Genomic DNA, 24795 nt, shown 5'->3' on the forward strand with positions numbered 1-24795 from the left:
AGGGTCCAGCTCTCCGAGCTCGAGCTACTTGAGCGTGATGCCCTGCGTCGCGGGTGCGGCGTTGTAGATGCCCTCTATGATTCCTCGGTACTTCTCGAGGATCACGTGGCGCTTGATCGACATCTTCGGCGTGAGCGTGCCGTCCGCTTCCGTGAACTCGCCGTCGAGCACGACGAACTTGCGGATCGACTCGGCCCGGGAGACGCGCGTGTTCGCGAGGTCGACGGCATGCTGGATCTCGGCCAGCACCTTCGGGTGCTCCGCGGCCTGGGCGACCGAGATGCTCGGGTCCTCGCCGTTGTTGGAGAGCCAGGTCTTGAGCATCTCGGGATCGAGCGTGACGAGCGCGGAGATGAACGGGCGCTGATCTCCGACGACGACGATCTGGCCGACGAGCGGGTTGGCTCGGATCGGGTCCTCGAGCGCCGCGGGGGAGACGTTCTTCCCGCCGGAGGTCACGATGATCTCCTTGATTCGCCCGGTGACGGTGATGTAGCCGTCGTCGTCGATCGAGCCGAGATCTCCCGTCTTGAACCATTCGCCGTCGAAGGCCGCGGCCGTGGCCTCTGGGTTCTTCCAGTACTCGCGGAACACGTTGATGCCCTTGACCTGGAGCTCGCCGCTGTCATCGGTGCGCACGGCGACGCCGGGCAGCGCCGGCCCGACGGTGCCGATCTTCGATTTCTCCGCGAGGTTCACGGACGCAGGGGCCGTGGTCTCGGTGAGGCCGTAGCCCTCGAGGATGTTCACGCCGATGGCCCGGTAGAAGTGGCCGAGACGCGCGCCGAGTGGCGCGGAACCCGAGACGGCGTGCTTGACCCGGCCGCCCATGACCTCGCGCAGCTTCGAGTAGACGAGCTTGTCGAACAGCTTGTACTGGAGGCCGAGGACAAGCGGCGTCCGGCCCGCGTCCTGCGATTCCGAGTAGCGGACCGCGACGTCTGCCGCCTTGCGGAAGATCTTGCCCCGGCCGCCGGTCTCCGCCTTCTGCTCCGCCGAGTTGTAGACCTTCTCGAACACGCGGGGCACCGCGAGGAGGAAGGTCGGGTGGAAGGTGCCGAGCGACTCCACGAGCTTCGTGGTGTCGTGCTGGTGGCCCACCTTGACTCCGCCGTAGATGCAGAGCACTGAGATGAAGCGGGCGAAGACATGCGCGAGCGTGATGAAGAGCACCGTTGATGCGCCGGGGTAGATGAGCGCGCCGAGCGGGTCCTTCACGTTGCGGCACAGCTCGACGAAGTTCGAGTGCGTGATGACGCACCCCTTGGGGCGTCCCGTCGATCCCGAGGTGTAGATGAGCGTCGCGATGTCAGCGCCGTTCGCGATCCCACGACGGCGCTCGATCTCTGCGTCCTCGACGCCGGCCCCGAGCCGGATGAGCTCCTCGATCGCGCCGGCGTGCAGCGCGTAGCGCACGCGCAGCGCCTCGACAGTGTCCGAGATCTCGTCGAGCTTGTCGTCGTGCTCCGGGAGCTCGGAGATGATGCCGACGGCCTCCGAGTCCTCGAGCATCCACTCGATCTGCGCTGACGAGCTGGTCTCGTAGACCGGCACCATGACCGCACCGGCGTACCAGAGCGCGAAGTCGACGAGCGTCCACTCGTAGTTCGTCTTCGCGACGAACGCGATGCGCTCCCCGGGCTCGATGCCAGCGGCGACGAAGCCCTTGGCGAGGGTGTGCACCTTCGCGTGGAACTCCTTGACCGGCACGTCGCGCCAGGTGCTGCCTTCCGGCAGGGCGAAGAGGGCGAGATCCGGCGATTCTCGAAGTCGGTACTCGAGCAGATCTGTGGTGTTCCAGCTCGGCTCCGGGCTGACGACGGCGGGGGTCTCGGATAGCTTCATTGCAACTCCTGAGTGTGGTCCTGGTCGTGAGCCGCCTGAACGCCCATCGTCCGGACCGATTCGACTTCACGTTCCGTGGCTTCCAACCCTACCGTTTCGGAAACGGGGAGCGGCGCAACGGGGCCGGGCATGTCCCGAGTACACTGATGTGCCATCGCCTATCGGGAGGCCACGCATGTTGTATTGGGTGCTCAAGCATCTCTTCGCAGGTCCCTTGGTGCGCGGAACGTTCCGCCCTTGGGTGCGCGGCGTCGAGAACATACCGGCGAAGGGGCCGGTCATTCTGGCGTCGAACCACTTGTCGGTCATCGATTCGTTCTTCATGCCGTTGTCGATCGACCGCCGCGTCTACTTCCTCGCGAAGAAGGAGTACTTCACCGGCACGGGGATCAAGGGCTATCTGACGGCGCAGTTCTTCAAGTCGACGGGCATGCTCCCGATCGACCGGGGTGGCGGAGCAGCGAGCGAGGCGTCCTTGCAGACGGGCCTGCGCGTGCTCGGCGAGGGCAAGGTGCTCGGCATCTATCCGGAGGGCACCCGCAGCCCCGACGCACGGATGTTCCGTGGGCGCACGGGAATCGCGCGCATGATCATGCAGGCGGACAAGCCCGTCACGGTCGTCCCCGTGGTCATGGTCGACACGGAGCGCGTCCTGCCCATCGGAGCGAAGGTTCCTCGTCTCCGCAAGGTCGGCATGGTCTTCGGCGAGCCGCTCACCTTCACGCGGTACGAGGGCATGGCCGCTGACCGCTTCGTGCTCCGCTCCATCACGGACGAGATCATGAGCGAGCTGCACGCCCTCAGCAACCAGGACTATCGCGACATCTATGCCTCGTCCATCCGAACCAAGATGGACGCAGAGGCCAAGGCGCTCGCCGCCGCGCAGAAGCACTGAATCGCCGAGCAGGTCCGGGCGTTCGAGAAGCCCTGAGCGATCAACAGAGCAGAGCGCCGCGGCCCCGAGTATCGTCGGGGCCGTTCGGCGTGAGATCCAGCAACACACCAGCGCTGCAGCGCCCAAGCTGCCAGCATGAGATCAGAGACATGAGATCAGAGAAGCGAGCATGAGCCAATTCACCTCCACCCACACAGAGTCGATCCCGACGCCCCCCGGCGTGCTCGAGGGGCTCGACGCCTGGCGCGAGCTGCCGATCCGGCAGCAGCCGCAGTGGGGCGACGCGACCAAGGTCGCGAGCGTCTCAGGTGAGCTCGCGTCGCTGCCGCCACTCGTCTTCGCCGGCGAGGTCGACCGCCTGCGCGACCGTATCGCGACGGCCGCTGCCGGGCAGGCGTTCGTCCTGCAGGGTGGCGACTGCGCCGAGACCTTCGCGGGCGCGACGGCAGACAAGATCCGTGCGCGGGTGCGCACGATCCTGCAGATGGCCGTCGTGCTGACGTACGGCGCGTCGATGCCGGTCGTCAAGATGGGCCGCATGGCCGGTCAGTTCGCGAAGCCCAGGTCGAGCGACAACGAGACGCGCGGCGACGTGACGCTGCCCGCGTACCGCGGAGACATCGTCAACGACTTCGATTTCACCGAGGAGGGCCGCACCCCGGACCCGGAGCGCATGCTCCGCGGCTACCACACGGCCGCTTCCACGCTGAACCTCGTCCGGGCATTCACGACGGGCGGCTTCGCCGACCTCCGCGAGGTGCACTCCTGGAACCAGGGCTTCGCCGCCAACCCCGCCAATGCGCGCTACGAGCAGCTCGCGGCTGAGATCGATCGTGCCGTCCGCTTCATGGCGGCCGCCGGAGCTGACTTCTACGCACTCCGTGACGTCGAGTTCTTCGTCGGCCATGAGGGGCTCCTCATGGACTACGAGCGACCCATGACCCGCATCGACTCCCGCACCGGTCTGCCGTACGACACGTCCGGCCACTTCATCTGGATCGGGGAGCGCACGCGCGACCTGGACGAGGCGCACGTCGACTTCTTCAGCCGCGTGAAGAACCCCATCGGCGTGAAGCTCGGGCCATCGACGACGCCCGACACCATGCTGCGGCTCATCGACAAGATCGACCCGAACCGCGAACCTGGTCGGCTCACGTTCATCACCCGCATGGGCGCAGGCAAGATCCGCGACGCGCTTCCGCCCCTGCTCGAGGCGATCAAGAGCAGCGATGCGCAGCCGCTGTGGATCACCGACCCGATGCACGGAAACGGGATCACGACGCCGAACGGCTACAAGACGCGTCGCTTCGACGACGTCGTGGACGAGGTCAAGGGCTTCTTCGAGGCGCACCGCGCCGCGGGGACGCACCCGGGCGGCATCCACGTCGAGCTCACGGGTGATGACGTCACCGAGTGCCTCGGCGGTTCCGAGCACATCGACGAGAAGACCCTCGAGACCCGCTACGAGTCGCTGTGCGACCCGCGTCTCAACCACATGCAGTCGCTCGAGCTCGCGTTCCTCGTGGCCGAGGAGCTGCGCGCGGGCAAGCACTAGAGGGACTCGGTCGTGACCTCGAAGGCGCTTCGGGTCGTGTGACGTGACGAGGCCTCCTGGCATGGTGGAGCTGTCGAGCTCTGCCGTCGCCAGGAGGCCTCTCTCGGCGTTTGGGAGCACGAAGCCTGAACTCCGCCGCCGCATCGCTCGTGAAAGGATGAGCGCATGAGCGCTGACAGCGTCCGCCGAGTCGATTTCCTCCCATGGGAGTACGATCCCCACTCCGCCGACGGAGCCGCCCAAGCTGAGCGACTGCGCGAACTGGCAGCGTCGGGTGCCGTGATCGGCGACCGGGTGTTCGTCTCGGCGAGCGCCGCCGTCTTCTGCGATCGGCTGTCGATCGGCGACCGCAGCTACATCGCCGCCAACGCCTACGTGACCGACAACGTCGCGATCGGCGCGGACTGCTCCGTCAACCCCTTCGCAGTGGTCCGCGGCGACGTGCAGATGGGCGACGGCGTCCGAATCGGCGCACACACCTCGATCCTCGGCTTCAACCACGAGATGGAGCCGGACGCTCCGGTCTTCACCCAGGGGCTGTCGAGTCGAGGGATCGTCCTCGGAGACGACGTCTGGATCGGCTCGCAGGTGACGATCCTCGACGGGGTGGTGGTCGGCGACCACGTCGTGATCGGCGCGGGCTCGGTGGTCACGAAGAGCGTCCCTGACCACGCGGTCGTAGCGGGCAATCCTGCGCGCGTCCTCCGCGACCGCCGGGCGCCGGCACGCGAAGCCGGGCTCAGGGAGGGGCTCCGACGCTTCGGGGACACGGCTCGGGCTGAGATCACGGCGGTGCTCGCGCGCTGCTTCGAGGGCGGCCGCTTCGTCGATCGCCCAGGCACGGCTGCGGCGCCCACCCTTCGACCTTGGGCCGACGCCGTCGAGCTCGCCGACCTGCTGCTGCACGCGCCGCCGCCCGGCTTCGACGCCGCGGACCTGCTCCGGAGGCTGACGGCGAGGCAGGATCCCGCGACGGGCCTGGTCGCCGACGGCGATCTCTCGGACGCCGGCCTCGAGCGAGCGCAGACGTCGCCGGATCCGCAGTCGTCGGAACGGCTTTCGGCCTTCGAGGGGCCGGCGAGCTACCACGTCCTCAGCGCCAGCTACGCCGTGCGGCTGCTGGGCGGGCGGATGCCCCACCCGATCCGCGCCGTGCACGGGCTCACGGGAACCGACGTGACGGCGGCCCTCGACGCCCGCGACTGGGCTGCTGGCGTCTGGGGCTCCGGTGCCGCGGTCGACGCGGTCGCGACGGCGTGCGCCGCGAACATGCTGGATCATTCCGACGCCCTCGACGACGGGGGAGTCGGGCCGCTCCTCACCGTGCTCGGCTGGGCGGTCGCACGCGCGGACCCGCGAACAGGCCTGTGGGGGGAAGAGCTCCCGGACGCGGAGTCGCTACGGCTGCAGGCCGTGAACGGCTTCTACCGGCTCACCCGCGGACTCTTCGCGCAGTTCGGACTGCCGCTGCCGTATCCGGTCGCGACGATCGACACCGTGCTGCTGCACGCCGCGGACCCCCACCTCTCCACGCCAGACGGCTGGACGGCGTGCAACGTGCTCGATATCGCGCATCCGCTCTGGCTCGCTTCGCAGCAGACCAAGCACCGCCGCGGGGAGATCGCGGAGTGGGCGCGCGGGGCGCTCGAACAGGCGCTCGGCCAGTGGGTTCCTGGCGAAGGGATGGCGTTCGCGCCGCGCTCCTCGGGGGAGGATGGCGAACCAGGGTTGCAGGGGACCGAGATGTGGCTGAGCATCATCTGGCTGCTCGCGGACCTGCTTCGCGCATCGGATTCGCTGGGCTACCGCATGCGCGGGGTGCATCGTCCTGAGCCCATCGCGGCACTTCGGTCAGCGTCACGCTCCTAGCGCTCGGTCGCGGGAGGCGAGAGCCCGGGCCACGCCCCAGCGGCAGAGCGCCTACAGCGTTGCGGTGGCCGTGAGCGTGACGTTCGACCCGGCCGGTACCTCGACCCCGGCGGCGGGCGACTGCGTCGAGACGACGAACTTGATGACCGGGTTCGGGTCGTTGACGATGCCGGGTGGAACGTTGTGGCCGACCGTCAGCCCGAGTCCCTCGAGCGTCGCGATGGCTTCTCCGATGGGTGCGCCGACGACGTTGGGGAGGACGACGGGGGCTGGCCCCTTCGAGACCGAGATGTTGATGGTGTCGCCCGGAACGACCGGATCGGTGGTGGTCGAGGAGGCGATGACGGTACCGCTGGCGACCGAGGCCGAGAATTCCCGGCTCGACACGTTGACGACGAGACCGGCTTCCTCGATGAGCTTCGTCGCGTTCGCTTCCGTCTCACCGGCGACGTCCGGCAGGATTCCGGCCGAGGCCACGAGGCGGATGGGCTGCCCCTCGGCGAGCGTGGAGGGGAGTGGAGCGCCGGTGGTGTCCGTCGCCGCGATCACGATGTCGGCTTCCTCGTCGGAGAACTGGCGCAGGGTCGTGGCCTGGTCGTAGGTGAAGCCTGCCTCGGTGATGGCGGATTCCGCCGCCTCGAGGGTCAGTCCCTCCAGGGCCGGCACCGTGAGCATCTCCGGCCCGGCGGACACGACGAGGGAGATCGGAGTCTCCGGGGCGAGCGACGTGCCGGCCTGCGGGTCCATGTCCATGACGGTGCCGGCAGCGACCTCGAGCGAGAACTCCTGCGTGACGTCGCCGACGGTGAAGCCGGCTGCGGTGATCGCCGACTCCGCGTCGGCCTGCGTGAGGGAGACCGCCTCGGGGACGGTGTTGTAGGAACCAGGTCCGAGTCCGAACCACCAGCCGATACCACCGGCCGCTGCGACGAGCGCGATGACCAGGATGGCGATGACCGCCCCGAAGGTGCGTCGCTTGCGGGCGCCCTGCTCGGCCGTCGAGGTGGCTTGCGGGAGCGATGGCTCGAGCTCCGCGGCGCTTGGCTCCGGGAAGATCGGGGCCCCGACCACGGTGGGGGCGTCTCCGGGTCTGAAGGGCTCGACGTGTCCTTCGGAGAACTCCGGAGGTGAGGACGCGGACGACACCTGGCTCGTGATGAGGGCGAGCTCCGTCGGGTCGGTGTCCTCGACGTCGCTCTGGCCCGCGGTGGACAGCACCGCCGTCGGGTCGATGGGCCGGGCCGACTGGCCGAGTTCGGCTTCTGCGCGACGCAGCGCTTCGAGCATCACGCCGGCGTCCGCTGGCCGAAGCTCGGGATCGCGTTCCGTCGACCAGGCGACGAGCTCGTCGAGTTCGTGCGGAACGCTGGCGTTGACCTCGCTGGGGGCGGGAACCGTCTCGTTGGCGTGGCGGTACGCGATGTTGACCGGCTGGTCGCCTCGGTACGGCTGCTCGCCCGTCAGCATCTCGAAGAGCATGATGCCCAGCGAGTAGATGTCGCTGCGCACGTCGGCCGTGCCCTTGGTCACGAGCTCGGGACTCAGGTAGGCGATGGTGCCGAGCAGGACCTGCCCGGTCGCCGTGTTCGCGCTCGCCGCACGGGCGAGACCGAAGTCGCTGAGCTTGATGCGGCCGTCGTCGGCGAGCAGGACGTTCTCGGGCTTGAGGTCGCGATGCACGATGCCGAGCTTGTGCGCTGCCTGGAGGCCCGCGAGCACGGCGTCCATGACGTCGATCGATTGCTCCGGGGTGAGTCGGTGATGGTCGTGGAGCAGGTCTCGGAGCGTGATGCCCGGGATGTACTCCATCACCATGTAGGCGAAGACCTCGTCGTCACCCTGGTCGTAGACGTTCACGACGTTCGGGTGGGTGATCTTCGCCGCAGCGCGCGCCTCGCGGATGAACCGCTCGCGGAAGCGCTCGTCGGCGGCGAGGTGGTCGTGCATCACCTTGACCGCCACCCTGCGCTCGAGGCGCAGATCAGTGGCGACATAGACCGTAGCCATGCCGCCCTTGGCGATCAGAGAGCGCACTTGATATCGGCCGTCGATCAGACGGCCGATCATGTCGTCGGGACCAACGGGACTCACGTCGTGCAGGATAGCCCGACAAGGCACGCGCCTCCGGGATGAAACACCGCACGGCATCGAGGAATCACTCGGGCTCGCATCGATGCGCCGAGTCTGCGACCATGTGAGGCGTGAGCGACGTCTTCAGTACCCGTGAGTGGTACACGATTCCCCAGGCAGCATCCGAGCTCGGTGTCTCGACGGGGCGCGTGTCGACCCTGATCGAGGACAAGCAGCTGCTGTCGTTCCGCATCGAGCGAGAGCCGCGGATCCCGCAGGAGTTCATCAAGGACGGCGAGCCGCTGGCGGGTCTCCGGGGAACGCTTTTCCTGCTCGGCGACGCGGGGCTCAGTGCGCACGACCAGATGGTGTGGCTCCTGAGCGTCGATGAGACCCTCGGCGTCGCGCCCCTCGACGCGCTCGTGCAGGGACGGAAGACGCAGGTGCGTCACGCCGTCCAGCTGCTCGCCATCTAGTCGACCAGCGCGGCTCGCCGCCGGCCAGCCGGCTGCTGGCACCGAGCGGGTTGCCAGCTGGTCAGTGCTCCCGGTGCGCCGTGCGCTCCGCGAGTTGCTCGAGCAGTCGCCGCGACCCGGGGTCGAGCTCGAGGCCCTGCAGTCCGGCGAGCGCCTCGACGAGCGAGGAGCTGATCAGCTCCTCCACGCGCTGCAATCCGCCGGACTCCGCGATGAGCGCCTGCATCCAGGCGATCTGCGTCTTATCGAGCCCCTGGTCTCCGAGGAGCTCGTCGAGCCGCGCCGAGTCCGAAGGCGACGCGAGCTCCTGGGCTGCGGCGATCATGAGGGTTCTCTTGCCCTCTCGGAGGTCGTCTCCGCTGGGCTTGCCGGTGACCGCCTCGTCCCCGAACACGCCGAGGACGTCATCCCGGAGCTGGAAGGCGAGGCCGAGGGGCAGCCCGAACGCGCGAATCTGCTGCACGAGGGCATCGGAGGCACCTCCGAGGAGCGCTCCGAGCACAAGAGGCTCCTCGACGCTGTACCTGGCGGACTTCGAGATCGCGATCGTCGTCGCCCGGGACGCGCGTGCGTCGATGGGCACGACCGGCCACGCCACCTCCTCGACGAGGTCGAGGTACTGGCCGATCGTCACCTCGCTGCGCATCTTGCTGAACTCGGCTCGTGCGCGAACGGCGTCCGCTGGGGGCACGAGGGCGCAGGCCTCCACGAAGAGCTGGTCGCTCCAGACGAGCAGCAGGTCGCCGAGCAGGATCGCGGCGCTGAGACCGAAGTGCTCCTCGTCGCCAGCCCAGCCGGAGGCGTGGTGGTGCTTCGAGAAGGCGCGGTGTGTGGAGGGTGCGCCCCTGCGCGTGTCGGAGCGATCGATGATGTCGTCGTGGACCAGGGCCGCGGCGTGGAAGAGCTCGATCGATGCCGCAGCGAGGATCACCGCCTCACTCTGCTCGGGCGTGCCGGCGGCGCTGCTGTATCCGGCGGCGCAGAACGACGCTCGGAGGCGCTTGCCGCCGGTCGTGAAGGCCCCGGCCTGCTCCAGGAAGGCGGGCACATCGACGCCGATCGGCCCCAGAACCTGAAGATTCTCGGCAATTGTGGCGTCCAGACGACGCTGGACTTTGGAGGACAGCGTAGAACTCTCAGACACGACACCACTCTACCCAGGTGCGCGCGCCTACAATGGGCGCAATACTTCGGAGCGGGGCTCCGATCGCCCCCTGAGCACGAGGTCAACATGGCACTATCTGAGCAAGAGCAGCGGCTGCTTGATGAGATGGAGCGCAGCTTCTACCAGAACGATGCGGACGTGGTGTCCACATCGCCGAGAAGCGGCGCTGCGGTCACCACGCGAGCCGTCGTGGTCGCGTTCCTTTCCGTCGCAGTCGGTATCGGCGTCGTCGTCGCGGGCGTCGCCACCAACATCCCGGTCCTGGGTGTCGTCGGGTTCGTCCTGATGCTGGCGGGAGTCGTCTACGCGTTCGCCGCCCCGAAGGGCGCGGCTTCGCAGTCCGACCCACTGCCGACCGGTCGCCCCTCACCGAAGAGCGGCGAGTCGTCCGACGGTTCGTTCATGGACAAGCTCGGCAACCGCTGGGACAAGCGGCAGCAGGGGGAGTAGCAACGGGGGAGTCTCCCACTGCCCTCCACTTCGCACCTTCCCCCACCCACCTCACTTCCTCACCTCGGGACCGGCCACCTGGCCGGTCCCTTTTTTTGTGCCCTTGTGAGATGAAAACAGCTCCACTTCCCTCCACCATTGAGAGGCCAGTAATTTACTGGCCTCTTTCTGCATTCACAGGCGAGAAAAGGCGCGTTTGCGTAGATGTGTGGTGGGTTGTGGAGTAAAGTGGAGCATGTGGGGATTCAGCGACAGGGAGGGAGGCGTGCATGTTCCTTGGCACGTACTCGCCCAAGCTCGACGAGAAAGGCCGGCTCATCCTTCCGGCCAAGTTCCGCGACGAGCTCGAAGAGGGTGTCGTGCTGACCCGAGGGCAGGACCGCTGCGTCTACGTCTTCTCCACGAGCGAGTTCGAGGAGCTCCACAACCGCATCCGCCAGGCCCCCGTCACCAGCAAGCAGGCCCGTGATTACCTGCGCCTCTTGCTCTCCGGAGCCCACGCGGAGACGCCTGACCGGCAGAACCGCGTGACCATCCCGCAGCAGCTCAGGCAGTACGCGGGGCTCGACCGCGAGCTCGCCGTGATCGGTGCGGGCAGTCGCGCCGAGATCTGGGATGCAGAGGCCTGGAACACCTACGTCGCGGCCAACGAGGCCGCCTTCTCCGAGACCGCGGAGGAGGTGATCCCGGGACTCTTCTGACCCTGACCGCCGATTCTCAGCCGTTCCGCTCTGAAGCGCCTTCCCTCGCAGCAGAGCTCAGCAGCACCGCGGAGCCCCATCTGAAGCCACTTCCCCGGCGGCAGAAGGAATCTCCACTTCGCTCCCCTCGCGCATCGCCGCGGGGAGAGAGAACGGATGGGAATCAGTGATCAGGGAGGAACCCGCATCGTCATGACAGAGAACAGCCAGAACACACAGCCGGAGAACAACAGCGAACGCGACCCGGCATCGCTGCACACGCCAGTGCTCCTCGAGCGCTGCGTGGAGCTCCTCGCGCCTGCGCTGCAGGCCCCAGGCAGCATCTACGTCGACGCGACGCTCGGCATGGGCGGCCACAGCGAGGCGGTCCTCGACCGCTGCCCGAACGCCCGCCTGGTCGGATTCGATCGCGACTCTGAGGCACTCGGCCTCGCCGGTCGGCGCCTCGCTCGCTTCGGCGATCGGGTCACGCTCGTGCACGCCGTCTACGACGAGTTCGAGTCCTCGCTCGACGAGCTCGGGATCGACACCGTCGACGCCGTCCTGTTCGACCTCGGCGTCTCGTCGCTCCAGCTCGATGAAGCGAGCCGAGGCTTCTCCTACAGCCAGGACGCGCCCCTCGACATGCGCATGGACGCCACGAAGGGCGTCACGGCGGCAGAGATCGTCGCCACGTACGGCGAGGAGGAGCTCAAGCAGCTGTTCTACCGGTACGGCGACGAAAAGCTCGCGCCGCGCTACGCGAGCTGGATCGTGCGCGAGCGGGCCCAGGGTCCGATCGCGACGACCGGACAGCTCGTCGACGTGCTCCAGCGAGCCACGCCAGCCGCGAAGCGCGATGCCGGTCACCCTGCGAAGCGCGTCTTCCAGGCCCTCCGCATCGAGGTCAACGCCGAGCTTGGCGCGCTCGAGCGTGCCCTCCCGCAGGCCCTCGATCGAGTCGCCCTCGGCGGGCGCGTCGTCGTCGAGGCCTACCAGTCCCTCGAGGACCGCTTCGTGAAGCGGCTGTTCGAGGCGAAGACCACGTCGACCGCGCCGAGCGGCCTCCCGGTCGAGCTGCCAGAGCACAAGCCCGAGTTCGAGCGTCTCGTCCGCGGAGCTGAGCGGGCCGGCGCCGACGAGGGCGAGATCAATCCACGAGCACTTCCCGTGCGCTTGCGCGCGGTGGCGAGAGTTAGGAGCCCACGGGCATGACTGCAGCAACAAGCCTCCTCCGCGGGTCCACCTCCACGCGTCGCCAGAAGTCGGCCCCGAGGGAGGCGACATCGTCGCCGCGGTTGCGACTCGTCGAGACGCCTGGCGCCCGGCGGCTCCCGAGCCTCCGCTCGATGCTCATCTCCCTCGTCGTCCTCGCCGGGGTCTTCGTCACGCAGCTGGCCCTGAGCATCGCGATCTCCCAGGGCGCCTACGAGGTCAGTGGGCTCGAGCAGACGCAGACGGAGCTCGCCCGCACCGAGTCAGCGGCGCTCGAGGAGCTCAGCGCCATGTCGTCGGCGCAGAACCTCGCCGTCGAGGCCACGAAGCTCGGCATGGTGCCGACCGACTCGCAGGCGTTCCTGCAGGTCGGCAGCGGCTCGCTCGCCACCGATGCGGCCTCCACCGGCACCGCCGCTCCCATCAACACGGGTCTCGTGACGAACGAGGTCACGCAGCCAGCGGCACCGGTCGCCGACCCCAACGGAGTTTCAGCGGAGCAGGCCGCCGCGCCTGCCGTACCCTCGTTCACCGAGCTGCGTTCTCCCTCCACGAGGTAGACCCACCAAGAGCAACGCCAGAGGGGGAGGACCACCGTGTCACCGAAAGTGTCCAGGCGCAGGGCCGGCCTCGTCATCATCCTGGTGACCGCGGTGCTCGTCGCCTTCGGAGTGCGTCTCATCGACGTGCAGCTGGTCTCCGCGTCGACCATCAACGCCGACGCCGAATCGAAGCGCGGCGTCTCCAGCACCATCTTCAGCGAGCGCGGCTCGATCATCGACCGCAACGGCGAGATCCTCGCCGACTCCGCCGACCGATTCGACCTGACGGTCGCCCCAGCGAATGTCGCAGAGTTCGATCGCACGGGCGACGACGGCAAGACCGCCACGGTCTCCAGGGACCAGGCGCTCGGCGAGATCGCAGCCATCACCGGGCAGCAGCAGGCCGAGCTCATCGGCGCCATCGACGGGGCGCTTGCCATCGACCCCGACAGCAACTTCGCGTACCTCAGCAGGGGGCTCGAGCTCGCCGCGTATCAGAAGGTGCGCGCGCTCGAGATCCCATGGATCTACCCGAAGCGGGAAGCGGCGCGCGTCTACCCCAACGGGCAGGTGGCCGGGAACCTCACCGGCTTCCTCGGCGCTGACGGCGAGCCCCTTGCGGGACTCGAGCTGTCGGAGAACACATGCCTCGCGGGCGTCGACGGCGAGGAGACCTACGAGCGAAGCGCGGACAACGTGCGCATCCCCGGCACCGAGGTCACGCTGACCGAGGCCAAGCAGGGTGGCACGCTCAAGCTCACGGTCGACGCCGACCTGCAGTACTACGCACTCCAGGTTCTCGCGCAGCAGGTCACGGCGATGGGTGGCCAATGGGGGCACATCATCGTCCAGGAGGTCGGCACCGGCAAGATCCTCGCCGCGGCGGACTTCCCGTCCGTCGACCCCAACGACCCCGGCGCCACGGCGACGGAGGACCGCGGCTCGCGCGCCTTCACAGCACCGTACGAGCCCGGCTCGACGATGAAGGCACTCACCGCAGCGATGGTCTTCGACAAGGGCCTCTCCACGCCCGCTGAGCAGTTCACGGTGCCCGGCCGCTTCGAGCAGACCGACGTCAGCTTCGGCGACGACTGGGCGCACGGCGACGAACGCTGGACCGCTGCTGGCATCATGACGCGCTCCTCCAACATCGGCATCGCCTTGATGGGGCAGCGATTGAGCGCGGGCGAGCGCTACGACTACATGCTCGACTTCGGCCTGAACGCCGACACCGAGGCCGACTTCCTCGGAGAGGAGGCCGGAACGGTCCGCCCGTACGACGAGTGGGACCCGCAGACCAACTACGCCACGATGTTCGGCCAGGGCCTGCAGGTCACGGCCCCGCAGATGGCGAGCGCCTACCAGACCATCGCCAACGGCGGTCAGCGGCTTCCCGTCCAGCTCGTCGAGGGCTGCGAGACCGAGGACGGCTTCGTGCCGAGCGAACCCGGTGAGCCGCGCCAGGTCGTCTCCGCGCAGGCCGCAACCGACACGCTGACGCTGCTCGAGGCCACGGCGCAGAGCGGGAGCCTCGCGAACGAGGTGGCGATCCCCGGCTACCGTGTCGGCATCAAGACGGGCACCGCCGAGGTCTCTGACGGGCAGGGCCAGTACGTCGACGGCAGCTTCATGACCTCGATGGCGGGAGTCGCTCCGATCGACGACCCCAAGTACGTCGTGACGGTCTCGATCATGAACCCAACTACGATGAGGGGCAGCGCCGCCACCGCGCCAGCATGGCACGATGTCATGGCCTACGTCCTCCAATCCAACCGGGTGGCACCATCGCCGAGCCCGTGGCCGACGATCCCGACCACGTTCTGATCCGCACTACTGCACAGGAAGTCATGCCCGCAGCAAGCATTCGTCCATCCCACCCAGTGCCGCGCTCGCTCTCCGAGCTGTGCGCGCACTTCGGACTCGACGCCCCAGAAGGCGTCGACCAGGTCGAGGTGACCGGCGTCTCCATCTCATCACTGGACGTCGAAGCCGGAGACCTGTACGTGGGGCTCCCCGGTGCTCGCGTGCACGGAGCCAGCTACGCCGCGAACGCGGCCGAGGCCGGCGCCGTCGCTGTCCTCACCGACGCCGCCGGGGCCGAGCTGGCCGGCGACCTCGGAGTACCGGTCCTCGTGACCGAGGAGCCGCGTCTCGCGCTCGGCGACGTCTCCGCGTGGATCTACCGCACCGACCCGGACCAGCCGAAGCTCTTCGGCGTCACGGGAACCAACGGGAAGACGTCCGTCGTCTACATCCTCGACGGCCTCCTGCTGCAGCTGGGGGTCGTCACCGGCCTCACCACGACGGTCGAGCGCCGCATCGGCGAAGAGCGCATCGAGGCGAGCCTGACGACGCCAGAAGCCAGCGAGCTGCACGCGCTGCTCGCCCGCATGCGCGAGGTCGGCGTCCACGCGGCCAGCATCGAGGTCTCCGCGCAGGCCATCACGAGGCACCGGGTCGACGGCATCGAGTTCGACGTCGTCGGCTTCATCAACCTCTCGCACGACCACCTCGACGACTACGTCGACTTCGACGCCTACTTCGGCGAGAAGCTCAAGCTCTTCACGCCGGAGCGCGCTCGACGCGGCGTCGTGTCGCTCGACTCCGAGTGGGGCGCGCGCGTCGTCGAGGACTCCCGCATCCCCGTCACGACCATCTCCTCCAAGCCAGGGACCGACGCCGACTGGAACCTGGTCGTCACCGACTCCAGCGGAGGCAACACGAGCTTCACGCTCACGAGCCCAGATGACCGGGTCCTGCACACGAGCATCCCGATGCCCGGCTGGTTCTCTGCGGCCAACGCGGGACTTGCGATCGCGATGCTCGTCGAGTCCGGCTACGACCTCGGCGAGATCGCCGAGGTGCTCGAGCGCGACGGCGGCATCGACGCCTTCGTGCCTGGGCGCCTCGAACTGGTCTCCGGTGAGCGAGGCCCTCGCCTGTACGTCGACTACGGGCACACCCCGGACGCGTTCGAGCAGACGCTCGGCGCGCTTCGCGCGATGACGACGGGACGCCTCTTCATGGTCTTCGGTGCCGACGGCGACCGCGACCGGACGAAGCGGCCCGAGATGGCGCGAGTCGCCGCCGCAGGCAGCGACGTCGTCATCATCACCGACTACAACCCCCGCACCGAGGACCCGGACGAGATCCGACGCGTCCTCGTCGAGAGCGCCAGGTCGAGCCACCCCGAACGCGAGCTCTACGAGATCGCCGACGCGAGCCTCGGTCTGCGCAAGGCGGTTTCGCTTGCGGGCGCAGAGGACACTATCCTCGTTGCCGGTCCGGGCCACGAGAGCTACACCGAGGTCGCGGGCAAGAAGATCCAGTATTCGGCACGAGAAGAGGCCAGAGCGGCGCTCAGGGAAGCAGGGTGGTGAGCGGATGATCGAACTCCGACTTCGCGAGATCGCAGAGATCACCGGGGGAGAAGCCCGACCGGCGGCAGGCGACACCCTCGAGAGCGTCTTCTCCGGGACCGTCGACACCGACTCTCGGCTCATCCGAACCGGCGATATCTTCGTCGCCAAGCCGGGCGAGTTCACCGACGGACACCTCTTCGCGCCGAAGGCGGTCGAGAACGGAGCCGCTCTCCTGCTCGTCGAGCGCATCCTCGACCTCCCCGTCACCCAGGTCGTCGTCGATGACGCCGTCCTCGCGCTCGGGCGTCTCGCCACAGCGGTCGTGACCCGCGTCAAGGCCCGCGGCGAGCTCACGACGATCGCCGTGACCGGATCCAACGGCAAGACGACGACCAAGAACCTCCTCCGCGAGATCTTCTCGGCTCGAGGGGAGACCGTCGCCCCCGTCGCCAGCTTCAACAACGAGGTCGGAGCCCCGCTCACCTTCCTCAAGCTGACCGAGGGCACGCAGACCCTCATCGCCGAGATGGGTGCGAGCGCACCCGGCGAGATCAGCCGGCTCATCGCGATGGCCAAGCCCGACGTCGGGATCGTGCTCACGGTCGGCCTCGCCCACGCCGGCGAGTTCGGCGGCATCGAGGTGACGCTGACCTCGAAGACCGAGATGGTGCAGGGCCTCGTCGCCGGCGACACCGCCGTGCTGAACGCCGACGACGGCCGGGTCGCCTCGATGGCCGACAAGACCGAGGCCGACGTCCTCTGGTTCGGCAGGGGAGCTCGAGCGGATGTGCGTGCGAGCGACGTCTCGACGAGCCTCGCCGGCACCCAGTTCACCTTGCACCTGCCCGAAGAGGACGCCGTCCTGGTGCGCTTCGGGGTCATCGGGGAGCATCACGTCACCAACGCGCTCGCCGCGGCAGCCGCAGCCCACACGCAGGGAGTTCCGGCGACCGAGATCCGCGACGCGCTCGAGCGCGTCACCCGCGCTGAACAGTGGCGCATGGAGCTCCAGCACTCTGGCCAGGTCAACCTGATCAACGACGCGTACAACGCGAGCCCGGACTCCATGGCCGCTGCGCTGAAGACCATCGCGCAGATCGCGCCGACGGGGTCGCGCACGGTCGCGGTGCTCGGCGCCATGAGCGAGCTCGGCGACGCGTCGATCGAGGAGCACGACCGCCTCGGACTCCTCGCGGTCCGCCTCGGCATCGATCAGCTCATCGTCGTCGGCCGTGACGCGCGCGCGCTCCACCTCGGCGCCATCGCCCAGGGTTCCTGGGACGGCGAGTCCATCTTCGTCGAGTCCATGGACGAGGCCTACGAGCTCCTCGTGCGGGAGACCCGCCCTGGTGACCTCGTGCTCGTCAAGTCTTCGAACTCAGCGGGCCTCCGACACCTTGGGGACCGTTTCGCCGAGCACCTCAGGGGGCACTTCGCGTGATAGCGATCCTTATTGCCGGGGGCGTCGGGCTGGCGTTCACGCTCTTCATGACGCCGCTCTTCATCCGGCTCTTCCATCGCCTCGAGTGGGGTCAGTTCATCCGAGAGGACGGGCCCCAGGCCCACCACTCGAAGCGGGGCACCGCGACGATGGGCGGCATCGTCTTCATCGTGGGGTCGGTGCTCGCGTACTTCGCGGCGACGCTCGCGACGGGCGACCAGGTCACGGCCGCGGGACTCCTCATCCTCGGCATGATGGTCGGCCTCGGCGTCATCGGCTTCATCGACGATTTCCTCAAGGTGCGCAAGCAGCAGTCGCTCGGCCTCGGCGGATGGTCGAAGATCGTCGGCCAGGTCGTCGTCGCCGGGCTCTTCGCGGTGGTCGGCCTCCAGTTCCGCAACAACGACGGCGTGCCGGTCATCTCCACGCACATCTCGTTCATCCGCGACCTGCCCATCGACTTCATGGCGCTCGGCGCCGTCGCGGGAACGATCGCGCTCATCATCTGGATCGTCGTCATCACGACGAGCACGTCGAACGCCGTCAACGTGACGGACGGCCTCGACGGCCTCGCCACGGGGGCCTCGATCATCTCGATCGGCTCGTACGGCATCATCGCCTACTGGCAGTTCAACCAGGCCTGCGGGACCGAGCGTCTCGCGGAGTCGCTCGAGTCGGCGTGCTACACGGCGTACGCGCCCCTCGACGTCGCGATCGTCGCGGCCGGCATCGCGGGAGCCCTCATCGGCTTCCTCTGGTGGAACACCTCGCCTGCGCAGATCTTCATGGGCGACACCGGCTCGCTCGGCTTGGGTGGTGCCATCGCCGCCTTCGCCATCATCACCCGGACCGAGCTGCTCCTCGTCCTCATCGGCGGGCTGTTCGTCATGACGACCGGATCCGTCATCGTGCAGCGCATCTACTTCAAGCTCACCAAGGGGAAGCGCATCTTCCTCATGAGCCCGATCCACCACCACTTCGAGTTGAAGGGCTGGGCTGAGACGACGGTGGTCGTCAGGTTCTGGATCATCGCGGGGCTGTGCGCCGCGCTCGGCATCGGCCTCTTCTACGCGGAGTGGGGGGTCACGACGTGACCCGCGACATCGAGGCGCTGCGAAGCTGGCACGACGACTGGAACGGCGTCGCCGTCGCAGTGCTCGGACTCGGCAAGACCGGGTTCTCGGTCGCCGACACCCTCACCGAACTCGGTGCGAGGCCGCACGTCATCGCCCAGTCCCACGACGAGGAGCGCGAGCGCATCCTCGACGTCCTCGACGTCCCCGTCACGATCGCCGAGAGCGACGACGTCGCGGTCGAGGCGCTGCGGGGCCTCGGCGCCGACCTCGTGGTCGCGTCTCCCGGCTTCGCGCCGAGCCACCCGCTCATCGCGGCGGCTGAAGCGCTCGGCGTTCCGCTCTGGGGGGACGTGGAGCTCGCCTGGCGGCTTCGCGACAAGTTCGGGGAGGCGGCGCCGTGGCTCGCCGTCACCGGCACGAACGGCAAGACGACGACCACCCAGCTCGCAGCGCACATGGGGCTCGCCGCTGGCATCCGCACCGCGCCGTGCGGCAACATCGGCGTGCCGGTCCTCGACGTGCTCAGGGACCCGGCAGAGTTCCAGCTGCTCGTCGTCGAGCTCTCGAGCTTCCAGCTGCACTCGCTGCACTCGATGTCGGCGCACGCGGCCGTCGTCCTCAACATCGCGGACGATCATCTCGACTGGCACGGCGGAGCCGAGGCCTATCGAGCAGCGAAGGGGCGCGTCTACGAGCGTGCCCAGATCGCCTGCGTCTACAACAAGGGCGACGAGGCCACGCTGGATCTCGTCGAGGCGGCCGACGTCATCGAGGGATGCCGTGCGATCGGCTTCGGCACGGATGTGCCCGGCCCCAGCGACTTCGGTGTCGTCGACGGCATCCTCGTCGACCGCGCGTTCCTCGATGATCGAGCGCGCACCGCGCTCGAGCTGACGACGCTGGATGAGCTGCGCCTGCGCGGGCTCTCCTCGAAGCACCTCGTCGAAGACGTGCTGGCGGCCGCCGCTCTCGTCCGCGCGGTCGGTGTTCCCGTCTCCGCCATCTCGGCTGCGCTCTCGACGTTCTCCGTCGACCGGCACCGCCACGAGGTCCTCGCCGAGCGCTCTGGCGTCCTGTGGGTCGATGATTCCAAGGCCACGAACGTGCACGCGGCCGATGCCTCCCTCGCCGCTCACCGCAGCGTCGTCTGGCTGGTCGGCGGGCTCCTGAAGGGTGTCGACATCGCACCCCTCGTCGCGAAGCATGCAGGGCGGCTGCGGGGCGCCGTCGTGCTCGGAGCCTCGCGCTCCGAGGTCGTCGACGCGTTCGCGCAACACGCGCCCCAGGTCACCTTCATCGAGATCGACGTGAGCGAAACTGACTCCATCATGAGTCGTGCCGTGGCGGAAGCCGCTCGGCTCGCGCAGGACGGGGACACCGTGCTGCTCGCACCGGCGGCCGCCTCCATGGATCAGTTCGTGAGTTACAGCGACCGTGGTCAGCGATTCGCGCTGGCCGTCGCGTCGCATCTTGAAGGGGGCCTGCATGCCGAGACAGAAGGCTCCCCGGACCGCACCCCCGAGTAGTCCTGGCGGCTCGAGCGCCCGCACCGCGCCCGCCCGCAAGAGCTCCTCGACCGCCGTCGTCGTCTCCCTCGGCAAGCGCATCCGCGGCGTCAACAGGAACTTCGTGCTCCTGCTGTCCATCACGCTGTTCCTCGTCGCCTTCGGCATCGTCATGGTGCTCTCGAGCTCCTCGGTCGAGGAATTCGCGGGAGGGAACGCGGTCTCGTCACGGTTCGTGAGCCAGGCGACGTTCGCGGCGCTCGGCATCCCGCTCATGCTCTTCGCATCCCGGATGCCCCTCAGCTTCTGGAAGAGGTCGGCGTGGGCCGCGCTCGCCGTCGCCATCATCCTCCAGGCGCTCGTCTTCACGCCCATCGGCGTGGACATCAACGGCAACCGGGCCTGGATCAACCTCGGCTTCACGACGATGCAGCCGGCGGAGGTCGTCAAGGTCGCCCTTGTGCTCTGGCTCGGTCTCATCATCGGCCGCAAGCAGGGCAAGCTCCACATCGGCAAGGAGGTCGCGGTCCCGATCGTGCCCGTCCTGCTCCTCTGCTTCGGGATCATGCTCCTGAGCAAGGACCTCGGCACCATCATCGTGGTCGGGGCGCTTGTGCTCGGTGCGCTGTACTTCGGGGGAGTTGCAACCAGATACCTCCTGCTGGCTCTCGCCGTCGCCGTGGCCGGGGCGGTGCTGATGTCGGTCTTCAGCGACAACCGCATGGCCCGCATCACCAACTTCTTCGGCGGCGACGTCGACTACGAGTCGTGGGGGTGGCAGAGCGCCCACGGCCTCTATGCGCTGGCCGCCGGTGGCCTCTTCGGCTCCGGCCTCGGGAACTCGAAGGCCAAGTGGTCGTGGCTGCCTGAGGCCGACAACGACTTCATCTTCGCGATCATCGGCGAAGAGCTCGGGCTCGTCGGCGCGATCGTGGTGATCGGGCTCTTCGTCCTGCTCGCCGTCGTGCTCGTGCGCATCTACCACGAGGCGAGCGACTGGACCGCGAAGACGATCGTCGGCGGAGTGCTGACCTGGATCGTCTTCCAGGCCTTCGTGAATATCGCCGTGGTCATCGGCTTCCTCCCCGTGCTCGGCGTGCCGCTCCCGCTCGTCTCCTCCGGTGGTTCCGCGCTCATCACGACACTCTTCGCGATTGGCATAGTCTTGTCGATCGCCCGCAACCCGAAGAGATCGGAGTCACGCACGTGACCAACTACCTGCTCGCCGGAGGCGGCACGGCCGGCCACGTCAACCCACTCCTCGCAGTCGCAGATGCGCTGCGCGCCCGTGACCCGGAATCCAAGATCTTCGTCCTCGGCACGAAGGAAGGGCTCGAAGCGCGCCTCGTGCCAGCCCGCGGATACGAGCTCCTGACCATCCCGAAGCTGCCGTTCCCGCGACGCCCGAACGCGCAGGTGCTCACGTTCCTGCCGCGGCTTCGCGAAACCGTCTCCTCCGTCCGGCGCATGCTCGTCGAGCACGACATCGATGCGGTCGCAGGGTTCGGCGGCTACGCGGCCGCTCCCGCCTACCTGGCCGCCCGGGGGCGAGTGCCGATCGTCGTGCACGAGGCGAACGCGCTCCCCGGCATGGCGAACAAGCTCGGCGCGCGCTGGGCGAAGCGGGTCGGCGTGGCTTTCGACGGCACCCCGCTCCGTGGGGCCGTGACCGTCGGCATGCCCCTGCGCGCCGAGATCGAGCACCTCGATCGTGCGGCGAAGCGGAGCGAGGCCGTCGAATTCTTCGGACTCGACCCGGCACGCCGCACCCTCCTCGTCACCGGTGGCTCGCTCGGTGCGAGGCGCGTCAACGAGACGGTGAGGGCCGTGGTGCCCGAGCTGATCGCGGAGGGGTGGCAGGTCCTTCACCTCGTCGGCGGGCTATCCAAGTTCGAGCACGACGAGCTCGACGGCTACCACGTCCTCGAGTACTGCGACCGAATGGATCTGGCCTTCGCGGCCGCCGACCTGGTCGTCGCCCGCGCTGGCGCCTCGACGGTCAGCGAACTCGGCGTCGTCGGACTCCCAGCCGTCTACGTGCCGTACCCCGCGGCCACGGGTGATCACCAGACGATCAACATCCGCTCGGTGCTCGCTGCCGGCGGCGCCCTCCGCGTGACCGACGGCGACTTCTCCCCGGAGTGGGCGTCGAAAGAGCTCCTCGCGCTCGCTCGCGACGACGAGCGCCGCGCTCGCATGGAGGCCGCGACCCTCGCGTCCGCGCAGCGGGACGGCGCTGCTCGCGTCGTCACGCTCCTCGACGAGGCGCTGCGGAGCCCTCAGGGGCGCTAGATTTCCCACCTCGGTCAGGCGGAGTACCCTCGACCATCGACGTGGCATACGCCGCGCAGCTCGAAGACCGAGCGAACCCAGGAGCAGAGATGATCAATCCAGACGCCACCGCGCAGATCCCCGATGAGATCGGCGCGGTGCACTTCATCGGCATCGGCGGCTCGGGCATGAGCGGCATCGCACGCATGATGCTCGACCGTGGCCTCACCGTCTCCGGCAGCGATCGCACCGAGAACTACGCGACCAGGGAGCTTCGCGAACGCGGAGCCCGGGTGGAGATCGGGCACGCCGCCGAGCACCTCGGCGACGCCGACACCATCGTCGTGACGAGCGCCCTCTGGCCAGACAACCCGGAGCTCGTCCTGGCGAAGCAGCGCGGACTCAACGTCCTGCACCGCTCGCAGGCACTCGTCTGGCTGACGCGCGGAAGCCGTCTCGTCTCGGTCGCAGGCGCACACGGTAAGACCACGTCGACCGGCATGGTCGTCACGGCGTTGGACGCGCTCGATGCCTCCCCGAGCTTCGTGAACGGCGGCATCATCTCGGCGCTCGGCACGAGCTCCGCGGTGGGCTCCGGTGAGGCGTTCGTCGTCGAGGCGGACGAGTCCGACGGGTCCTTCCTGTTCTACGACACGGCGATCGCGCTCATCACGAACGTCGACAACGACCACCTCGACCATTACGGCACCGTCGAGGCCTTCGAGGCCGCGTTCGTCCAGTTCGCAGACGCCGCCACCGAGGCCGTCGTCATCTCGAGCGACGACTTGCTCGCCGTCGAGCTGACCGGGAAGCTCTCCCACGACCGCATCCTGACCTTCGGCCAGGCTCCGTCGGCCGACGCGCGCGTCTCCGACATCGCGTCCGAGGGCGGGGAGACCCGGTTCACCGTCACCTGGCAGGGCGTCGACTACCCGGCGCTCCTGCACGTGCCCGGCGTCCACAACGCGCTGAACGCGACCGGCGCGTTCGTCGTCCTCGTGCAGCTCGGCTTCGAGCCCGCCGCCGTCCTCGACGCGCTCTCGGAGTTCGGAGGCACCAAGCGCCGTTTCGAGCTGCACGGCACGGTGAACGGTGTCAGCGTCTACGACGACTACGCCCACCACCCGGCCGAAGTCGAGGCAGCGCTCTCCGCGGCTCGCACCGTCGTCGGCTCCGGCCGCCTCATCGCCGTCCACCAGCCCCACCTCTACTCGCGCACGCTGGCGATGAGCGACGTGTTCGCCGAGGTCTACGAGCGCCTCGCCGACGAGACCGTCGTGCTCGACGTGTGCGGGGCTCGGGAGGACCCGATCGAGGGCGTCACCGGGGCCCTGGTGGAGAACGCCTTCGTCGACCAGAGCAAGGTCGCCTATCGCCCCGACTGGCAGGATGCTGCCGACACTGTGGCCCAGATCTCCCGCGACGGCGACTTCGTGATCACCTTCGGCTGCGGCGACGTCAACCTCATCGTGCCCCAGCTCCTCGACGCGCTCGGCGCGAAGGAGCAAGGCCAGTCGTGAGCGTGCTCGGCGACGAGGCGCGCCGATTCACCTGGCGCGCGCGACGGCGTCGTCGCATCCTGCTCTGGATCGCGGCGGCCCTCGCCGCCCTCGTGGCGTTCGTGGCGGTCGCCGTCTACAGCCCCATCATGTCCGTGCGGGAGATCGTCGTGTCCGGCGCCGAGCGCGTCGACAAGGCGCAGGTCGACGCATCCCTCGCCGATCTCAACGGCCAGCCGCTCGCCCTCGTCACGAACGAGGACGTTGAGACCCGGTTGCAGTCCTACGTGCTGGTGCAGAGCTACTCGATTCGAGTCGAACCTCCGAGCAGGCTCGTCGTGACGATCGTCGAGCGCTCCCCGATCGGTACCGTCCAGGTGCCGGCAGGCTACGACGTCATGGACGCAGCGGGAGTCGTGCTGTGGACGCAGCCGGAACCCGCCGCCGACATTCCCACCCTCGAGCTCGACGGGCAGGGAGTCGACTCCGAGGCGTTCGCGTCGGCAGCCGCGGTCTCGCTCGCGCTTCCCGTCGAGTTCCGCTCCGGAGTGGCTGCGGTCACGGCCAAGAGCATCGACGACGTCCGCCTCACGATGCGAAGCGGCGCGGAGGTCGTCTGGGGGAGCGCCGAGGAGTCCGACCGCAAGGCCGAGGTGCTCGCGGCTCTCGTCGCGGCGACAGCCGAGCAGTCCATCTCGAGCTACGACGTGTCGAGTCCGGAGACACCCGTCACCCGCTGATGCGAGCCCGCGGTGGCGGTCACGGGGAAACCTTCAAGTGGGGGTTGAAGCGACTCACGGTCATTCGCCGCGCAAAACGCAACACACCTGCGGACTGCACGGATCGTGCGGGCTTCGCGACCTAGCGTCGAAGCAAGCA

20 protein-coding genes are annotated in these 24795 nt (G+C 68.4%); 17 read left to right on the forward strand and 3 right to left on the reverse strand.

Going from position 1 to position 24795, the window contains the following annotated elements; genetic code table 11:
• Nucleotides 1-24: 24 nt before the first annotated feature.
• The gene (locus ITJ61_RS01570; protein ID WP_104306571.1) at nucleotides 25-1845 is read right to left on the reverse strand and encodes an AMP-dependent synthetase/ligase; all 1821 of its coding nucleotides are present in this window, start codon (nucleotides 1843-1845) and stop codon (nucleotides 25-27) included.
• Between the two features lie 175 nt (nucleotides 1846-2020).
• Here ITJ61_RS01570 and ITJ61_RS01575 point away from each other — a divergent pair, with 175 nt between their 5' ends.
• The 3 genes from ITJ61_RS01575 to ITJ61_RS01585 all read left to right on the forward strand — a co-directional run bounded on the left by ITJ61_RS01575 (nucleotide 2021) and on the right by ITJ61_RS01585 (nucleotide 6164).
• Nucleotides 2021-2740, forward strand: coding sequence for a lysophospholipid acyltransferase family protein (locus ITJ61_RS01575; protein ID WP_104241124.1), 720 nt, complete (start codon nucleotides 2021-2023; stop codon nucleotides 2738-2740).
• Between the two features lie 169 nt (nucleotides 2741-2909).
• The gene (locus ITJ61_RS01580) at nucleotides 2910-4295 is read left to right on the forward strand and encodes a class II 3-deoxy-7-phosphoheptulonate synthase (RefSeq protein WP_104241125.1); all 1386 of its coding nucleotides are present in this window, start codon (nucleotides 2910-2912) and stop codon (nucleotides 4293-4295) included.
• A 165-nt stretch (nucleotides 4296-4460) separates the two neighbouring features.
• Nucleotides 4461-6164 carry an acyltransferase gene (locus tag ITJ61_RS01585; RefSeq protein WP_194685292.1) on the forward strand — a complete coding sequence of 568 codons (1704 nt, stop codon included), beginning with the start codon at nucleotides 4461-4463 and terminating at the stop codon, nucleotides 6162-6164.
• Between the two features lie 51 nt (nucleotides 6165-6215).
• On the opposite strand, the gene pknB is transcribed toward ITJ61_RS01585, so the two are convergent.
• Nucleotides 6216-8231 carry a Stk1 family PASTA domain-containing Ser/Thr kinase gene (gene pknB / locus ITJ61_RS01590; protein ID WP_194686674.1) on the reverse strand — a complete coding sequence of 672 codons (2016 nt, stop codon included), beginning with the start codon at nucleotides 8229-8231 and terminating at the stop codon, nucleotides 6216-6218.
• 134 nt (nucleotides 8232-8365) lie between these two features.
• Between pknB and ITJ61_RS20190 the strand changes: the two genes are divergently transcribed.
• Nucleotides 8366-8710 (forward strand): Rv2175c family DNA-binding protein, encoded by a 345-nt coding sequence (locus ITJ61_RS20190; protein WP_104241128.1) that lies wholly within the window; start codon nucleotides 8366-8368, stop codon nucleotides 8708-8710.
• 61 nt (nucleotides 8711-8771) lie between these two features.
• Here the strand turns inward: ITJ61_RS20190 and ITJ61_RS01600 are convergent, their stop codons facing one another.
• Entirely contained in the window at nucleotides 8772-9854 is a 1083-nt protein-coding gene (locus ITJ61_RS01600) for a polyprenyl synthetase family protein (protein WP_194685293.1), read from the reverse strand.
• Nucleotides 9855-9941: 87 nt separating this feature from the next.
• On the opposite strand from ITJ61_RS01600, the gene ITJ61_RS01605 reads away from it, so the two are divergent.
• The 13 genes from ITJ61_RS01605 (at nucleotide 9942) to ITJ61_RS01665 (ending at nucleotide 24656) form a co-directional block, all read left to right on the forward strand.
• Nucleotides 9942-10325, forward strand: coding sequence for a DUF3040 domain-containing protein (locus ITJ61_RS01605; RefSeq protein ID WP_104241130.1), 384 nt, complete (start codon nucleotides 9942-9944; stop codon nucleotides 10323-10325).
• A 269-nt stretch (nucleotides 10326-10594) separates the two neighbouring features.
• Nucleotides 10595-11026 (forward strand): division/cell wall cluster transcriptional repressor MraZ, encoded by a 432-nt coding sequence (gene mraZ / locus ITJ61_RS01610; protein WP_104241131.1) that lies wholly within the window; start codon nucleotides 10595-10597, stop codon nucleotides 11024-11026.
• Nucleotides 11027-11218: 192 nt separating this feature from the next.
• Nucleotides 11219-12220: a 16S rRNA (cytosine(1402)-N(4))-methyltransferase RsmH gene (gene rsmH, locus ITJ61_RS01615; RefSeq protein WP_228496552.1), complete on the forward strand. Its 1002-nt coding sequence runs from the start codon at nucleotides 11219-11221 to the stop codon at nucleotides 12218-12220.
• Entirely contained in the window at nucleotides 12217-12780 is a 564-nt protein-coding gene (locus tag ITJ61_RS01620; protein ID WP_194685295.1) for a hypothetical protein, read from the forward strand. The genes rsmH and ITJ61_RS01620 overlap by 4 nt, the downstream gene beginning before the upstream one ends.
• A 36-nt stretch (nucleotides 12781-12816) precedes the next feature.
• Entirely contained in the window at nucleotides 12817-14586 is a 1770-nt protein-coding gene (locus ITJ61_RS01625) for a peptidoglycan D,D-transpeptidase FtsI family protein (protein WP_194685296.1), read from the forward strand.
• Between the two features lie 23 nt (nucleotides 14587-14609).
• Nucleotides 14610-16142: a Mur ligase family protein gene (locus ITJ61_RS01630; RefSeq protein WP_194685297.1), complete on the forward strand. Its 1533-nt coding sequence runs from the start codon at nucleotides 14610-14612 to the stop codon at nucleotides 16140-16142.
• Nucleotides 16143-16146: 4 nt separating this feature from the next.
• Nucleotides 16147-17565, forward strand: a complete 1419-nt coding sequence (locus ITJ61_RS01635) for a UDP-N-acetylmuramoyl-tripeptide--D-alanyl-D-alanine ligase (RefSeq protein ID WP_104306576.1) — start codon at nucleotides 16147-16149, stop codon at nucleotides 17563-17565.
• Complete coding sequence (gene mraY, locus ITJ61_RS01640; protein ID WP_104241137.1) at nucleotides 17562-18659, forward strand: phospho-N-acetylmuramoyl-pentapeptide-transferase; 1098 nt, start codon at nucleotides 17562-17564, stop codon at nucleotides 18657-18659. Before ITJ61_RS01635 ends, mraY begins: the two co-directional genes overlap by 4 nt.
• Nucleotides 18656-20167, forward strand: coding sequence for a UDP-N-acetylmuramoyl-L-alanine--D-glutamate ligase (gene murD, locus ITJ61_RS01645; protein WP_104241138.1), 1512 nt, complete (start codon nucleotides 18656-18658; stop codon nucleotides 20165-20167). The genes mraY and murD overlap by 4 nt, the downstream gene beginning before the upstream one ends.
• Nucleotides 20127-21356 (forward strand): putative lipid II flippase FtsW, encoded by a 1230-nt coding sequence (gene ftsW / locus ITJ61_RS01650; RefSeq protein ID WP_104299063.1) that lies wholly within the window; start codon nucleotides 20127-20129, stop codon nucleotides 21354-21356. The genes murD and ftsW overlap by 41 nt, the downstream gene beginning before the upstream one ends.
• Nucleotides 21353-22438 (forward strand): UDP-N-acetylglucosamine--N-acetylmuramyl-(pentapeptide) pyrophosphoryl-undecaprenol N-acetylglucosamine transferase, encoded by a 1086-nt coding sequence (locus tag ITJ61_RS01655; RefSeq protein ID WP_104299062.1) that lies wholly within the window; start codon nucleotides 21353-21355, stop codon nucleotides 22436-22438. The genes ftsW and ITJ61_RS01655 overlap by 4 nt, the downstream gene beginning before the upstream one ends.
• A gap of 89 nt (nucleotides 22439-22527) precedes the next feature.
• The gene (gene murC, locus ITJ61_RS01660; protein ID WP_194685298.1) at nucleotides 22528-23937 is read left to right on the forward strand and encodes a UDP-N-acetylmuramate--L-alanine ligase; all 1410 of its coding nucleotides are present in this window, start codon (nucleotides 22528-22530) and stop codon (nucleotides 23935-23937) included.
• Nucleotides 23934-24656: an FtsQ-type POTRA domain-containing protein gene (locus ITJ61_RS01665; protein WP_104299061.1), complete on the forward strand. Its 723-nt coding sequence runs from the start codon at nucleotides 23934-23936 to the stop codon at nucleotides 24654-24656. Before murC ends, ITJ61_RS01665 begins: the two co-directional genes overlap by 4 nt.
• The last annotated feature ends 139 nt before the right edge of the window (nucleotides 24657-24795 follow it).

Origin of the sequence: Pseudoclavibacter sp. VKM Ac-2888 (assembly GCF_015351285.1) — a bacterium.
Classification (GTDB): Bacteria; Actinomycetota; Actinomycetes; order Actinomycetales; family Microbacteriaceae; genus Pseudoclavibacter.